Origin of the sequence: uncultured Selenomonas sp., from assembly GCA_905372355.1 — a bacterium.
Classification (GTDB): Bacteria; Bacillota; Negativicutes; order Selenomonadales; family Selenomonadaceae; genus Selenomonas.
The window spans coordinates 21,055-35,734 of the sequence record CAJPOT010000010.1; the positions used below are offsets into that span (position 1 = coordinate 21,055).

General features: G+C 58.0%; 14 protein-coding genes and 1 riboswitch. Of the genes, 12 read left to right on the forward strand and 2 right to left on the reverse strand.

The genetic code is table 11. The annotated features are described in order from the left end of the window. Positions 1-127 precede the first annotated feature (127 nt). Positions 128-595 (forward strand): CYTH domain-containing protein, encoded by a 468-nt coding sequence (locus QZ177_RS07370; protein WP_294176436.1) that lies wholly within the window; start codon positions 128-130, stop codon positions 593-595. A gap of 172 nt (positions 596-767) precedes the next feature. On the opposite strand, the gene QZ177_RS07375 is transcribed toward QZ177_RS07370, so the two are convergent. After that, positions 768-872, reverse strand: a complete 105-nt coding sequence (locus QZ177_RS07375; RefSeq protein ID WP_265070564.1) for a nitrate reductase — start codon at positions 870-872, stop codon at positions 768-770. Between the two features lie 221 nt (positions 873-1,093). On the opposite strand from QZ177_RS07375, the gene purB reads away from it, so the two are divergent. Together purB and QZ177_RS07385 are read left to right on the forward strand one after the other, a co-directional pair. Continuing rightward, the gene (gene purB / locus QZ177_RS07380) at positions 1,094-2,386 is read left to right on the forward strand and encodes an adenylosuccinate lyase (RefSeq protein WP_294176443.1); all 1,293 of its coding nucleotides are present in this window, start codon (positions 1,094-1,096) and stop codon (positions 2,384-2,386) included. A 71-nt stretch (positions 2,387-2,457) separates the two neighbouring features. Continuing rightward, positions 2,458-3,744, forward strand: coding sequence for an adenylosuccinate synthase (locus QZ177_RS07385; protein ID WP_294176444.1), 1,287 nt, complete (start codon positions 2,458-2,460; stop codon positions 3,742-3,744). A 281-nt stretch (positions 3,745-4,025) separates the two neighbouring features. On the opposite strand, the gene QZ177_RS07390 is transcribed toward QZ177_RS07385, so the two are convergent. Beyond that, on the reverse strand, positions 4,026-4,133 hold the full coding sequence (locus QZ177_RS07390) for a nitrate reductase (RefSeq protein WP_265070561.1): 108 nt from the start codon (positions 4,131-4,133) through the stop codon (positions 4,026-4,028). A 295-nt stretch (positions 4,134-4,428) separates the two neighbouring features. Between QZ177_RS07390 and QZ177_RS07395 the strand changes: the two genes are divergently transcribed. From QZ177_RS07395 to QZ177_RS07435, 9 genes are all read left to right on the forward strand, one after another. Beyond that, positions 4,429-5,454: an iron ABC transporter permease gene (locus QZ177_RS07395; protein WP_294176447.1), complete on the forward strand. Its 1,026-nt coding sequence runs from the start codon at positions 4,429-4,431 to the stop codon at positions 5,452-5,454. 4 nt (positions 5,455-5,458) lie between these two features. Next, a complete protein-coding gene (locus QZ177_RS07400) occupies positions 5,459-6,268 on the forward strand; it encodes an ABC transporter ATP-binding protein (protein WP_294176449.1) in 810 nt (269 codons plus the stop codon). Next, on the forward strand, positions 6,265-7,008 hold the full coding sequence (locus QZ177_RS07405; protein ID WP_294176451.1) for an ABC transporter ATP-binding protein: 744 nt from the start codon (positions 6,265-6,267) through the stop codon (positions 7,006-7,008). The genes QZ177_RS07400 and QZ177_RS07405 overlap by 4 nt, the downstream gene beginning before the upstream one ends. Next, on the forward strand, positions 7,005-7,751 hold the full coding sequence (locus QZ177_RS07410; protein ID WP_013741077.1) for an ABC transporter permease: 747 nt from the start codon (positions 7,005-7,007) through the stop codon (positions 7,749-7,751). Before QZ177_RS07405 ends, QZ177_RS07410 begins: the two co-directional genes overlap by 4 nt. Positions 7,752-7,979: 228 nt before the next feature. Next, the gene (locus tag QZ177_RS07415) at positions 7,980-8,930 is read left to right on the forward strand and encodes an ABC transporter substrate-binding protein (RefSeq protein WP_009645852.1); all 951 of its coding nucleotides are present in this window, start codon (positions 7,980-7,982) and stop codon (positions 8,928-8,930) included. Between the two features lie 103 nt (positions 8,931-9,033). Beyond that, the gene (locus QZ177_RS07420; protein WP_294176457.1) at positions 9,034-11,040 is read left to right on the forward strand and encodes a TonB-dependent receptor; all 2,007 of its coding nucleotides are present in this window, start codon (positions 9,034-9,036) and stop codon (positions 11,038-11,040) included. Between the two features lie 239 nt (positions 11,041-11,279). Further along, a complete protein-coding gene (locus tag QZ177_RS07425; RefSeq protein ID WP_294176459.1) occupies positions 11,280-12,290 on the forward strand; it encodes a hypothetical protein in 1,011 nt (336 codons plus the stop codon). A gap of 85 nt (positions 12,291-12,375) precedes the next feature. Next, complete coding sequence (locus QZ177_RS07430) at positions 12,376-13,557, forward strand: iron-containing alcohol dehydrogenase (protein WP_294176461.1); 1,182 nt, start codon at positions 12,376-12,378, stop codon at positions 13,555-13,557. Positions 13,558-13,723: 166 nt separating this feature from the next. After that, complete coding sequence (locus tag QZ177_RS07435) at positions 13,724-14,368, forward strand: PepSY domain-containing protein (RefSeq protein WP_009645826.1); 645 nt, start codon at positions 13,724-13,726, stop codon at positions 14,366-14,368. A gap of 121 nt (positions 14,369-14,489) precedes the next feature. Further along, positions 14,490-14,673: riboswitch (cobalamin riboswitch) on the forward strand. Positions 14,674-14,680: the final 7 nt, after the last annotated feature.

Genomic DNA, 14,680 nt, shown 5'->3' on the forward strand with positions numbered 1-14,680 from the left:
AATTTGCCGCTTGCAGCAAAGCCTTTGGTTGGACATAAGTTCAGCTTGATGTAATGCAAAAAAAGAGTCGCTGCACGAGTTCGAGAGACTTCCTGCAGCGGCTCTTTCCTTTGAGTCGGGAGGCAATATGGCAAAAGAAATCGAGCGCAAGTTCCTCGTCCATAGGGAGCTTTGGCGGCCGAAGGACGAAGGAATCGAGATCGCGCAGGGCTATCTCGCAGCGGATAAGAAGCGTGCCGTGCGCGTGCGCCTGGCAGGAGATCGCGCATGGCTGACCGTCAAGGGGCCGACGAAGGGTGTCGAACGGCTGGAATTCGAGTACGAGATCCCAACGGAAGACGCACGCGCCATGCTCGCCCTCTGCGAGCGTCCATGGATTGAAAAGCGCCGCTATCTGGAGCGATGCGGTGCGCATACATGGGAAATCGACTGCTTTAGGGGAGAGAATGAAGGCCTCGTCGTAGCCGAGATCGAGCTTTCTACGGCGGACGAGATGTTCGAGCATCCGACCTGGCTCGGCGAAGAGGTCTCCGACGACAGCCGCTACCTAAACGCAAGCCTCATGCGCCTGCCGTTTTCGCGCTGGCGGAATTGAGGATGTGTCAATCCTCGTAGCGCGACAGTGGAAATGAAGATATTCGACTTGCGCAGTGGCATGGAATCATGCTATACTATGAGTGGCAAACGTGAGAATACTCAAAGCACACGAAGCACCCCCCAAGCTAGCTCCTTGGGGGGTGCTTCTATTCCCATGTCGCAGGCAGGGATCAGCGCCTAGGCTCGTTGCCGTCGTCTCTCTCATCGAGCCATTTGCAGATGTGGTTGGCAACCACACCAGCCAAGATGGAGAGAATAAACGTCAGAATACTCATCAAGCACACCCCCTTCTATTGCCATATGTAGGGGCGGCAACGCATACAGTATAGCATAACTGAGCAAATGGCGCTATGTATGCTAAAACGCAGTCTCACAGCATTTTTCTTTTGCAAGATGTTGAATTGACAGCGAAGCGATTAAAATGCTATGATAGACGAGGAAAATCAGCGTGCGGCGAAGGCTTGGCACGCTTTCTATGACAGGAGGAATCGCATCCATGATAGAACGCTATACGAATCCTGAAATGGGCAATATCTGGACGCTGCAGCATGAGTTTGAGACCATGCTCGAAGTCGAGATCGCGGCCTGCGAAGCCATGGCGGAACTCGGGGAGATCCCGCAGGAAGCTGCGGCGAACATCCGCGCCAAGGCGAAGTTCGACCTGCCGCGCGTCAAGGAGATCGAAAAGGTCACGAACCACGACATCATCGCTTTCCTCACGAACGTCGCCGAGTATGTCGGCGAGGACTCGAAATACATCCACAAGGGACTGACGTCGAGCGATGTCAAGGACACGGCGCTTGGCATCATGATGAAGAAATCTGCCGACATCATCATCGATGATCTTAAAAAGCTCCTCGAAGTATTGCGCCGCCGCGCCGTCGAGTTCAAGCACACGCCGTGCATCGGCAGGACGCACGGCATCCATGCGGAGCCGATGACCTTCGGCTTGAAGCTGCTCCTGTGGAGCGCCGAGGTCGAGCGCGATATCGAACGCGTCGAGCACGCGAAGAAGATCGTCGCCGTTGGCAAGCTCTCGGGCGCCGTCGGCACCTATTCAAACATCGACCCGCGCATCGAGGAGATCACGTGCAAAAAGCTCGGCATCACGCCCGTGCGCCTCGCGACGCAGGTCATTCAGCGCGACCGTCATGCCGAGTACATGACGACACTCGCCATCGTTGCAAGCTCGCTCGAAAAGTTCGCGACGGAAGTCCGCAACCTGCAGCGCACGGACATCCGCGAGGCGGAGGAATACTTCGCTCCCGGCCAGAAGGGTTCGTCCGCCATGCCGCACAAGCGCAATCCCATCACCTGCGAGCGCATCTCGGGCATGGCGCGTCTCGTGCGCGGCAATGCAGTCGCGGCGCTCGAAGACATCACGCTCTGGCATGAGCGCGACATCTCGCATTCGTCCGTCGAGCGCGTCATCCTGCCCGACAGCACGATCAACGTCGACTACTGCACGAAGAAGTTCACGAACATCATCGACAAGCTGCTCGTCTATCCCGAGGCCATGCTCGCCGATATGGAAAAGACGGGCGGCCTTATCTACAGCCAGCGCCTCATGCTCGCCATCGTCGACAAGGGCGTTCTCCGTGAAGATGCCTACAAGTGGGTGCAGCGGAATGCCATGAAGCGCTGGATGGAAGGCGAAGACTTCCGCACGAATGTCGAGAAGGACGAGGACATCTTGAAGTATCTGACGAAGGAAGAAATCGACAACTGCTTCGATTATCAATACTTCCTGCGCCACATCGACAAGATCTTCGAGCGCTTCGGACTCTGAGCCGAACGCGTTTCCACGGCTTCAGCGCACACATCGGAAGCTGAAACCTCGTATAGAGAAGGAGAATCGCTATGTCAGCAGTAGTAGTTACAGGCACGCAATGGGGCGATGAGGGCAAGGGAAAGATCGTCGACTACCTCGCCGAGAAGGCCGATACGGTCGTACGCTATCAGGGCGGCAGCAATGCCGGACACACCGTCAGCGTCAAGGGCGAGGAGTTCAAGCTGCGTCTCCTGCCCTCGGGCATCCTTTACCACGGCAAGACGAACGTCGTCGGCAACGGCGTCATCTTCGATCCCGAGGTCGCGCTCGAAGAGATGAACGAGATGCAAAAGCGCGGCATCGACACTTCGGGCATCCGCATCTCGAACCGCGCGCACGTCGTCCTGCCGTATCACCGCATCATGGATGGTCTCGCCGAGGAAGCGCGCGGCGAGGGGAAGATCGGCACGACAAAGCGCGGCATCGGCCCGTGCACGATGGACAAGATGAACCGCATCGGCATCCGCGTCTGCGACCTCGTCGAGCCGGAGGAGTTTAAGAAGCGCCTGAAGGAAAACCTCGCGGTCAAGAACGAGGAACTGGAAAAGATCTACGGTCATGCGCCGCTCTCCTACGAGCATATCCTCGAAGAATACGAAGCTTATGCAGATCTCCTGAAACCCTATGTCTGCGACACTATCGCTCTTTTGAATGAAGAGCTTGATGCGGGCAAGAAGGTGCTCTTCGAGGGTGCGCAGGCGACGATGCTCGACATCGACTACGGCACGTACCCTTACGTCACGGCCTCGCACCCTGTATCGGGCGGCGTAGGTGTCGGCGCGGGCGTCGCGCCCAGGCGCATCGACAAGGTCGTCGGCGTCGTCAAGGCATACTGCACGCGCGTCGGCGAAGGCCCCTTCCCGACCGAGCAGCTCAACGACATCGGCAACAAGATCCGTGAAGCCGGCCACGAGTTCGGCACCGTCACGGGTAGGCCGCGCCGCACGGGCTGGCTCGACGCCTGCGTCGTGCGCTATGCGGGGCAACTCTCGGGTCTTGACTACATGGCGATCACGCGTCTCGACATCCTCGACGGCTTTGATGAGATCAAGATGTGCACGGGCTACAAGCTCGACGGCAAGCCGCTGAACGAGATCCCCGCGAGCCTCAACGTCCTCGCGCGGGTCGAGCCTGTCTACGAGACATTCGAAGGCTGGAAGGAAGACATCTCGGGCTGCCGTGACTACGAGAAGCTGCCCGAAAAGGCGAGGAAATACCTCGAACGCCTCTCCGCCGTCACGGGCGTGGCCATCGGCATCGTCTCCGTCGGCCCGAACCGCGATCAGACAATCATCTGTGCGAACGATATTTTCTGATGCAAAGAAGGGCTGAACATATGTCCTGGAAGTTTACCTTGCACATGAACAGTTGAATATGCTATACTAAGGTCGGCAAACGTGATTAGAGTCACAACCAGTACACGAAAAGCCCCCAAGTTGCGGTCTTGGGGGCTTTTCTATTCCCTTATTGCAGGTGGTGCTGAGTCGTCCAAGAGACAAGCCCAAGGGGTGCAGGCGATTGGGAAACGACTCGTATGTGAAAACGTCCCGCAAATCAAACCCGAAGGGTGCAGATGCGCGGTTGACGTTGACCACTCTTAATCCCTAGGCTCGTCGCCGTCATGCGCTCTCTCATCGAGCCATTTGCTGATGCGATTGGCGATCACGCCAGCCATGATGGAGAGAAGAAACGCGGTTAGAGTCACCAGTACACCCCCTTTCCATTGCCATGTCTAGGGGCGGCAACGCATCAAGTATAGCATACTTCCCTGCGTCACACCATAGTCTCGCAGATAGGGAATTCGATGCAGAGAAGGGGGCGCAGCTAGTTTCTGAGCGGATTGCAATTTCGCTTGACCTCCTGATATTTTCATGATAAGATACCAACGTAAATGCAAAATGTTATTAAATATGAAAATAACTATAGGAAGTTCGTGTTACGACTTCCTTTTCTTTTCTTCTACTAATGAGAATAATAATATATATAAATGAGGTGAATTAATGGAAGCATCGGAAAAAATCCTTCCGGCAGAAGTGCATCCGCGCGCACGAAAGAGGCGCATCGCCATCGTCCTCGGTCTTGTCGCGCTCGCCCTTGCGCTCATCGTCAGCGCTTCGGCGGGTGCGGTGCACATCGCGCCCGAGGCCATCGTGCCGACGCTCATGGGAAACGGTACGCCCGAGGACTATCGCATTCTCTACCACATCCGCTTGCCGCGCATCATCACGGGCGCTTTGACGGGCGTGAATCTCGCGCTCGCCGGCTGCATCCTGCAGGGCATATTGAAGAATCCGCTCGCCGATCCCGGCATCATCGGCGTATCGGCGGGTGCGGGACTGACCGCCATGTGCATCATGATCCTCTTCCCCGCAGAAGTCAAGTTCGTGCCGCTCGGCGCTTTCGTCGGCGCGATGATCGCCGTCGCGCTCGTCTTTGCGCTGTCGTGGGACAACGGCGTGCATCCAATGCGCATGGTACTCGCGGGCGTCGCCATCGCGGCGTTCTTCGGCGGGGCGATGACGGCTCTGATGGTCTTCTACTCCGACCGCGTGCAGGGCACGGTGAACTGGATGGCGGGCGGATTCGCCGGGCGCAGCTGGAGCCATGTGGAAATGGTTCTGCCCTACACGCTCGTCGGCATCGCGGGCACGCTCCTCGGCAGCCGTTGGCTCAACGCCCTGCAGCTTGGCGAGGAGACGGCGCGAAGCCTTGGCGTCCATGTGGCGCGTGCGCGGCTCGTGCTGCTCGTGCTCGCCGCCCTGCTCGCCGCCTCCGCCGTGAGCGCGGCGGGCATGCTCGGCTTCGTCGGGCTCGTCGTGCCGCACATGGTGCGCCTTCTGACGGGATCGGATTTCGACTACCTGCTGCCCGCCGCCGCCATCTGGGGCGCTGTTCTTGTGGCGGGCGCCGATGCGGCGGCACGCATGGCATTCGCTCCTGTCGAGATTCCCGTCGGCGTGTTCATGTCGTTCTTGGGTGCGCCGTTCTTCCTCTATCTGCTCAAGAAGGGCCTTCGAAGGGAGTGATGACATGGCAGAAATCTTGAAGGCATGCGGCCTTTCGCTCGGCTACGGCAAGGCGGAGATCGTCCATGAAGTCACGGCTTCCATAAATCGCGCGGAAATCGCCGCGATCATCGGGCCGAACGGCTCGGGCAAGTCGACGCTTCTGAAGGCGCTCGCGCGTCTCTTGGAGCCGCGTGCGGGGCGCGTCGAGTTCATGGGCGAGGATCTGTGGCAGAAGACGGAGCGCGAGGTCGCACAGAAGGTCGCATTTCTGCCGCAGAGCGCCGAGCCGCCCGGCGACATCACCGTCATGGAGCTTGTGCGCATGGGACGCCTGCCGCATCGGAAGTTCTGGGATTCCTTTTCCAAGGAGGACGGCGAGGCATGTCGCGAAGCCCTGGCGCGAACGGGAATGGAGAAGTTCGCTCAGCGGCCGATCCTCGCGCTCTCGGGCGGCGAGCGTCAGCGTGCGCGGCTCGCCATGGCGCTCGCGCAGCAGCCCGAAGTGCTGCTCCTCGACGAGCCGACGACGTACCTCGACATTCGTCATCAACTGGCGCTCATGGAGCTTGTGGAAAAACTCCATGCGTCCCTGGGGCTGACCGTCGTCATGGTGCTGCACGATCTCAATCAAGCCGTGCGCTACAGCCATCACATCATCGCCATCCACGACGGGCAGGTGCTCGCCGACGGTGCGCCCGAGGCGGTCTTCACCGAAGCCCTCGTGCGCGAACTCTACGGCGTAGAGAGCATCGTCCGCGACGTGACGATTGCGGGAAGGCGCACGAAGCTCTGTCTGCCCGAGCGCGTCGCCGATGGAGCGAAAGCTGTATGAGCACAAAGGACACGGCAATCGCTATCGCCGGCGTCTCATGCAGCCGCAAGGGCAAAAAAATCCTCGAAGACGTGACGCTCGACGTGGAAAGCGGCACGGTCATGGGGCTTCTGGGGCCGAACGGTGCGGGCAAGACGACGCTCATCCGTCTCGTCGCGGGACTGGCAAGGCCCGATGCGGGCACGATCCATGTATGCGGCGAGGATGCGGCGAAGCGCAGCGTGCGCTTTCGCCGTCTCATCGGCCTCGTGCCGCAGGAGAATACGCTGGAGAGCGAGCTGACTGTTGGAGAGAGCTTGCTCGCCTACGCACGGCTCTATGGTATCAAGGATGCCAAAGAAATGGTTCATCAGACAGCAGAACGGTATCACCTCTCGGACTTTCTTGATAAGCGTCCCGAAGAAATCTCGGGCGGCATGAAGCGACGCGCCGTCATCGCGCGTGCGGCGATGACCGATCCTGCCGTGCTGCTCCTCGATGAGCCGAGCGCGGGACTCGATCCCGATCTCAGGCAGGAGGTTTGGGCGCTCATACGCAAGCTGCGCGATGCCGGAAAGACGCTGCTCCTCACGACACACTACATGGAAGAGGCGGAAAGACTCTGCGGGCGCATCGCCTTCCTGCGCGCGGGCAGACTGCGCGCCCTCGATACGGCAGATGGCATACGCGCGGCGGCAGGCGATGCAGAAGATCTTGAGCAGGCGTTCCTGCGCCTTTCGCATGAGGAGGGGTGTTCGTGACTGCGCTTGGCTTCTGGCCGGTCTTTCGGCGCGAGATGGCGATGCTCGTCCATCGCATCGGCGGCTTGGGCTACCTGTTCTCGGGGCTGCTCTTTCCGATGATCTACCTGCTCGCCTTCGGCTGGGGACTCGGCAGCGCCGTCGAAGTCACGGGCGGCTACATCGCCTACCTCGCCAAAGGGATGCTTGCCATCACCGTCATGATGAACGGCTTCCAGCAAACGGCGATCTCGGTCAGCGCCGCACGCTTCTACTTCCGCACGTTCTCCGTGCTGCGCATGAGTCCCGTGAGCGACGCCTCGATCGTCTTCGGCATCGCGCTTGCGGGCGCCGTGCGAGCGATCCTCGCGGGGGCGGCGGTCTTCCTTGCCGCCTGGCTCTTCTTCGACATTCGGCTGCTCGCCGTGCCGGGCTTCGTGGGACTCGTGCTCACGGCGTTCTGCTTCGCGGCGTTCGGCGTCGCCGTAGGCCTTTCTATTCGCGGGCAGGAGCAGTTTTCCGTCATCATCAACTTCTTCATCACGCCGATGACGTTCTTCTGCGGCTCCTTCTTTCCCATCGCCAACCTGCCCGAGATCGTACAGCGTCTCGTCTCGCTGCTGCCGCTCGCTCATACGAACGCACTCTTGCAAGCCGACGGCTGGGACGGCGGTGCGCTCTCGTCCTTCGTTGTGCTCGCGCTTTTGACAGCGCTCGCCTTCGGCTGGGGCGTCCGGCGCATGAAACGGTATCAGGAGTTTTAGGAAACGCTGATAAAATGAAGTCGCCCAGATTTGCGCAGATGCGCTGTATCTATCGAGGAGACAAACCGGAGGCGTAGCGGTGCTACGTCGAGGATTTGTCGACGACGAGAGGACAGCGCAGATGCGTGAAGATGGGTGGCTGAATTTATCAGTGGTTCCTTGGGAAACGCTGGCTTTATTCGCGCTTTTTCCGTTTGGTTTCTACGAATCTACTTCAAGGAGGTTTTTATGCGAAAGTTTGGTATCATCATCGCGCTCCTGTGCCTCGCGGCGGCTGTCGTCTTCATCTTCCTGCCGCGTGCGCAGGAAGCGCCGCAGGCGAAGGAGCTGACGGCGAAGGATAGCATGGGGCGCGAAGTCACTATGCCCGCCCACCCGAAGCGCGTCGTCATATTGAACGCTTCGAACCTCGATCTCTTCGTCGCAGCGGGAGGCGCAGACTTCGTCGTTGGCAAGCCGACCTCGCAGGCATTGTCGGAGACGGTCAAGGAAAAGACGGCGCAGGCCGAGGAAGTCGGCATCATCCACCAGCCCGACATCGAGAAGATCCTCTCCCTGCAGCCCGATCTCGTCATCGGCACGAACGTGCCCTTTCACACCGATCTCGAAGAGACGCTCGGCAATGCGGGCATTCCCATTTACATTCAGGCACTCGACGATGTGCCCTCGCTCTTCGATGCGCTGACCTTCTACGGCAAGCTCACGGGCGATGAGAAGGCGGCTGCAAAAGAGGTGCAGACGATCAAGGACAAGCTCGCGGCGGTTGAAAAACGTGCCGCAGGGCGCACGCCGCCCAAGAGTCTGCTCGTCTTCGGCTCGCCCGAGAGCTTCAACATGGGCACGAAGAAATGCTTCACGGGCGGACTCATCGAGCTGCTCGGCGGCGGCAATATCGCTGACCACGCCGAGGGCGACGGCGGCTATCTGCCGCTTTCCATGGAGTTCGTCGCACGCGAAAACCCCTCGATCATCTTCGCCATCGTGCATGGCCCGACGGAAACACTTGAGCCGAAGATGCGCCGTGACCTGCAGGAGAGCGAGGCGTGGGCGGATGTAGACGCTGTGAAGAACGGACGCGTCTATGTCCTACCTTATGAACTTTTCGCCATCAATCCCGGCGTGCGTGCGGCGGATGCACTTGAGGTGCTCGCCGACATCATGTATCCACAGGCGAAATAAGGAAGGTTTTTCCAGGCTTGCCAGGGAAGCGATGCCGTTTCGCTCCCTTGCGGCCTCTGTATCCATATATCTCATAGGAATACAAGGATAAGGAGATGGAGTAATGCTGAAAAAGATCACAAAGAAGAAGAGCCTGCTGCTGACAGCAGCCATCCTCGCTGCTATGAGCGTCCCCGTGCAGGCGGCGGAGAAGAAGCAGGAGGAAACGACGCATATCAAGACGGATGAAGTCGTCGTCACAGCATCGAGGACGAAGCAGGAGGTCAAGGAATCGCCAAGCTCGGTCGAGGTCATTACACGCGAGGACATCGACAAGATGGGCGCGGAGTCTGTAGCACAGGCACTGCAGTTGGCACTTGGTATCGATACGCAGGAAAACGCCATGGTTGGCAATAAAGTTTCGATTCGCGGCATGAATACGAATCAGACGCTGATTCTCATCGATGGGCGGCGCGTGCGCACAGAGGATACAGACTCGACGATGAACTTTTATGAGTTTGAGCGCATCAATATAGACGATGTCGAACGCATCGAAATCGTGCGCGGTGCGGCAAGCTCGCTCTATGGCTCGGAAGCCCTCGGCGGCGTCATCAACATCATCCGGAAAAGACCGGACGAGCAGAAGACAGCCGTCACGCTGGATTGGACGACTCGACGCAAGGACGCCGGCATTCGTTTCGATGCAGGAAAACACGGGAATTGGAATATCGCGGCGAGCTTCAAGGTGTCCGACTACCGCGAGCGCGGTACGGATGCTAAGAGCAATATGTACGGCAAGAAGTATTTCTTCAATATCGAAGGCCGTATGGATGTAGCGAAAGACAAGTGGCTCGATGTTTTTGCAGACTATTTGATTGAAGATCAGTATATGAAGGGGATGATAACTAACAGGAATAAGCCGCCGATCTATCATGGAAGAGACTACGATCATACGCGCCTGTCGACGGGCGTTAAATATGCAGGTCGCGACAAACGCGGCAACTATGAAATGCAGGTCTATTACACGCGCTTTCATAAAGATCAGTATCAGAGGGACAGAGCGAACCATAACCTTCTCGGGTTCGATGATATGACGTTTAACTCTTTGATCTTCGATGGCAAGCGCTCCATGCAGCTGTCGAAAGACCACCTTCTGACCTTTGGCGGCGAATATCGTAAGGAAGACTATGAAAGCACCCGACTGAAGGGCAGCGGCTCTATCTCGCATGAGGGGGTCGTGAGTCCGTTTGGCAAGAGCTCGGTGAACTATGCGGCATTCTATGTGCAGGATGAGTGGCTCCTCAATCCTGATTGGCTGCTGATTCCGTCCATGCGCTTGGATCACAGTACTTCCTTCGGCAGCAAAGTGACAGGAAAACTTGGCACAACATACAAAATCAACAAGGATCTGCGGTTCAAAGCAAATATTGGAACAGCATATCGCGCACCAACGGCAAGCGAGCTTTATTTCGACTGGGATGGTATGCCAGGCGGCGAAAAAGTGAAGCTATGGTTTCATGGAAACCCCAACCTCAAGCCGGAGACCTCGCTGAACTTCGATGTCGGTCTTGAGATGGAGAAGGATAAAACTTTTGGCAAGATCACCTACTTTCACAACAAAGTCCGTGATTTGATCAACGGGCATTTCCAATTTCAGTATATGCCACCACCAATGAGGTCCATCAATCACATCTTCTATGTCAATGAAACGGAGGCGACGCTCCAAGGTCTTGAGTTTGAGGTCAAACGAGATCTCGGGAGCGGCTTCAACGTGCGCGGCCTCTACACTTATCTCGATGCGCGTGACGGCAAAGATATAAGGCTCACCGGCCGCCCGTATCACAAGGCGAGCCTGCAGCTGCACTATCAAGACCCAAAGAACGGCTGGGATGCGACGCTATGGAACGATTGGATTGCAGGCTATCGTTACGAAGAAACGGTTGGAAGCGGCATGATGGCAAAGACGATTTCCAAGGACGCTTCCCTGAGCATCCTGAACCTCGTCGTCAATAAAAAAATCAACGATCATTTCAGCGCTTACTTCGGCATTGACAATATCCTCGGCAAAGAGAGCGATGTCCTCGCCCATGACGGCAGAATCTGGCGCGGCGGCGTAAATATGACATTCTGAGACAGCAAAGCGAAAAAGCCCCCACATGCAAAGTCGGGGGCTTTTTGCATATCGGGTTGCCGTTCATCGTCTTTGCCGCCAGCGTATGATATATCGGCTGCTTATATATAAAAGTCGCCGTTTGCCGCCCTGCGTACAGCACGAGTGCCCTCAGCGGACAAGCCGTATATTGACGCTGCGCCATAAGAAAACGTATAATGGAGAAAACAATTCAGCAAACGATGGAGAGGAGGAAGCCTATGAATGTGCCAAAGGACGCGCAGCTGGCGATTGCGATCGGCTTTGCGGCGTTTTTCCTCTTTGTGGGCTTGGGAGTCTACGGCATATATTATTTCTTCACGGGCGGCTGCGATGAAAACAGCGAGCCGTATTCCGCCTACGAGGTGCGCGAAAAAATCGAGGCGGAGTATGATTTTCCCGTCGAGCTTGAATATCTGGGCGAGACGGTCACGCAGGAGAAGCCGTGGAAGCGGGTCGACTACACCTTCCGTGACAAGGAGCGCGACTTCACGTTCACCGCGCATGCGAAGGTCGCGCCCATCAATGCGTCGATTCCCTTCATCATCCTGCCGGGCGGACGCTCCTACTATACCGACTATCCCGCGCGCTGCCTCGACCGGCTCAACGACAAGGTGCAGGAGTGCGCGAAAAAGCGCGGCCTGCGCTTCATTACGCCCGAGGAGAAGGCGGCGCATCTCGGCTACCAAGGCGGCGTCGATACCGTTTTTCTGACGGATGAAAAGCAGCTCGCGGATGCGGCGGAGCTATTTCTCGAAATCGCGCAGATTTATGACGTAGCACGTTTTGGCGAACATAGCGTCGGACGCGACATCGCTTTTTGCTATCTGCCGCCGGGCGAGACGGATCTCAAGAAGACGCAGCTCGTCTGCATGATGTATCTGCGCAGCAAGCGGGACATCTATGACGCGAACGGCATCTCGGAGTACATCATCTCAAACAGCACGAGCGAGGCAGAGCCTTTCCTGCTCCGCTTGAAGGGTGGCTGGCAGGACAAGACCTGGCGGGCGAAAAAGAAGGCCGCGGACGGCATCGGCATGGGCGGGAGCAGTCCGGGCGATTTAGGTGCTCTCGGCTCGCCCGATGACCGAACGCCTTGGGACGACTGGGGCGATTGGGATGATTGGAGCGACTGGGATGGCTGGGATGATTGGAGCGATGAAGACAGTGACCGCCCGGAGTTCCTCACGCCGCCCATCTCTCCCTCGCGCCGAGAGCCGAGCTGGATCTGATTCGAGTCAGCGGTGTGCAGCTTTTGTCTCCGACCGCCTGCACCGTGCAGGAATTTTGCAGCATTGAAGATGGGGAGGTACGAACATGCAGGAGTTTTCTTTTCATTGTCCGACAGAGATCGTATTTGGCCGCGGCGTCGAGGAGCGCACGGCGGAGCTTCTTCGAAAGTACGGCGCACATCGCGTCTTTATCGTTTATGGCGGCGGCAGTGTCATCAAGAGCGGGCTGCTCGCGCGCGTCGAGCGCGTCATCACGGCGGCGGGCCTTGCCTTCTCCGTTCGGGGCGGCGTGCGGCCGAATCCGCGCCTTTCGTTTGCGCGTGAGGCCGTGCGCGAAGCGATTGACTTCGAGGCGGACTTCCTTCTCGCCGTCGGCGGCGGCAGCGTCATCGACACGGCGAAGGCCATCGCGCATGGCACGGCAAATCCCGATACCGACATCTGGGATTTCTGGTCGGGTAAGAAAGAGCTCAAAAAGAGCCTGCCTGTCGGCGTCATCTTGACGCTTCCTGCGGCGGGCAGCGAAACGAGCGATTCCTCCGTGCTGACGAACGAAGAGACGGGCGAGAAGGCGGGACTGCCGTCGCCGTTCAACCGCCCCGCCTTCGCCATTTTGAACCCCGAGCTGGCCTTTTCCCTGTCCTCGCCGCAGCTTGCGGCGGGCATCGCCGACATCGTCATGCACACGCTTGAGCGCTACATGACGCATACGGAAGGCAACGAATTCACTGACCGCATCGCCGAAGCTCTCCTGCAGAACGTTGCGAAGTATGCGCCCATCGTCCTCGCACATCACAAAAACTACGAGGCGATGAGCGAAATCATGTGGTGCGGCACGATCTCGCACTGCGGACTCACGGGACTCGGCCGCGACAAGGATTTCTCCGTGCACAAGCTCGGTCATGCGCTGTCGGCACGCTACGACACGAACCATGGCGAGTCTTTGACGGCTCTCTGGGGTGCGTGGGCGCGTGCCGTCTACGAAGATCGTCCCGAGCGCTTCGCGCGCTTTGCCGAGAAGGTCTGGGGCGTTGATGCTGGCTCTGCCGAAGAGCGGGCGCGTGCGGGCATCCGCAAGACGGAGGAGTTCTTCCGCTCGCTGAAGCTGCCGACCTCGCTCGGAGAACTTCCGACGGGCATCTTGGCGCACGGCGCACTGGAAGCGCTCGCCGACAACGTGACGGCCAATGGCACGAAGGCAGTCGGCACATTCCATCCCGTCGACCGTGCGCTCGCCTTGAAGATTTATACGGCGGCGAACCATTGAGCCTGCGGTCAGATATTTTCCTGCAGAGAAGATGCACGATGTTTACGAAGCGGATCGTATGAAAATAGTTTATCTTTTGTTTATCTGTCTGTTATCGTCCTTTTAGCGCAGCATGATACACTGAACGTGTTGAAGCAAGCAGACACAATGAGAGGAGAAGATAAAAATGAAGAAATGGCAGATGGCAGCTCCCGTGGCGGGCGCTCTGAGCTTGGGTGCACTCGTCGCGCTCGGCGTGGGAATCTTCCAAGGACAGACGACGCTTCACGCACCTGCACTGCGGACTGCCGCAGTCGCAGCTCCCGCCGCGAAGGGAAGCGATACGCCGTTCCTTTCCGTCGCTGAGGCGGCGACAGCCGACTTCGTGGGCTACGACACGATCAAGGTTCAGGCGATTGCCGAATCGGGACTCAATGAGGGCGATCTCACGAACTACGAGATCAAATTCGACGGGCGCGGCTACATGCCGACCTACCGCGTGGAGCTTGAGACGAACGCGGGCGGCGTGGACATCGACTTCGACGCCAAGACGGGCGAGATCATCGACGTGCGGGAAAAGTCGTGGAAGCACACGCGTACGAAGCTCGTCATCAGCGACTACGATGTGATCGAAGACGTAGAGGCGATGGGGATTGCGCTGGAAGACGCCGATCTTTCCATGGACGACCTCGACCGTTACGAGCTGGAACTGCACACGAAGCGGGGCGAGCTTGTCTACTCCATCGAGCTGAAACGCGGCACAGAAGAGTACGAATACGACCTGCGCGCCACCGACGGCACGATCTTAAAGAGAGATACCGACTTCGACTGACGCGATTCATCGGCAGAGAAAATCCCCCGCCGCAGACAGAATGTCTGCGGCGGGGGATTTTTCTGTTGACAAAAGATAAGAAACATATTACGATATTTGCGGTATAACTAAAAGTTCTAGTAGTACGATAAGTGGAACAGGTGCCCTCGAGGCTTAATAGGGAAGTCGGTAGAAGCCGACGCGGTCCCGCCACTGTAAGGACGAGCAACTTTGCCGCGATTGCCACTGGGGCGCAAGCTTTGGGAAGGCAGGCAAAGGAGTTATGACGCCGAGCCAGGAGAACTGCCTGTTTGACGCTCATCGATGGACCCA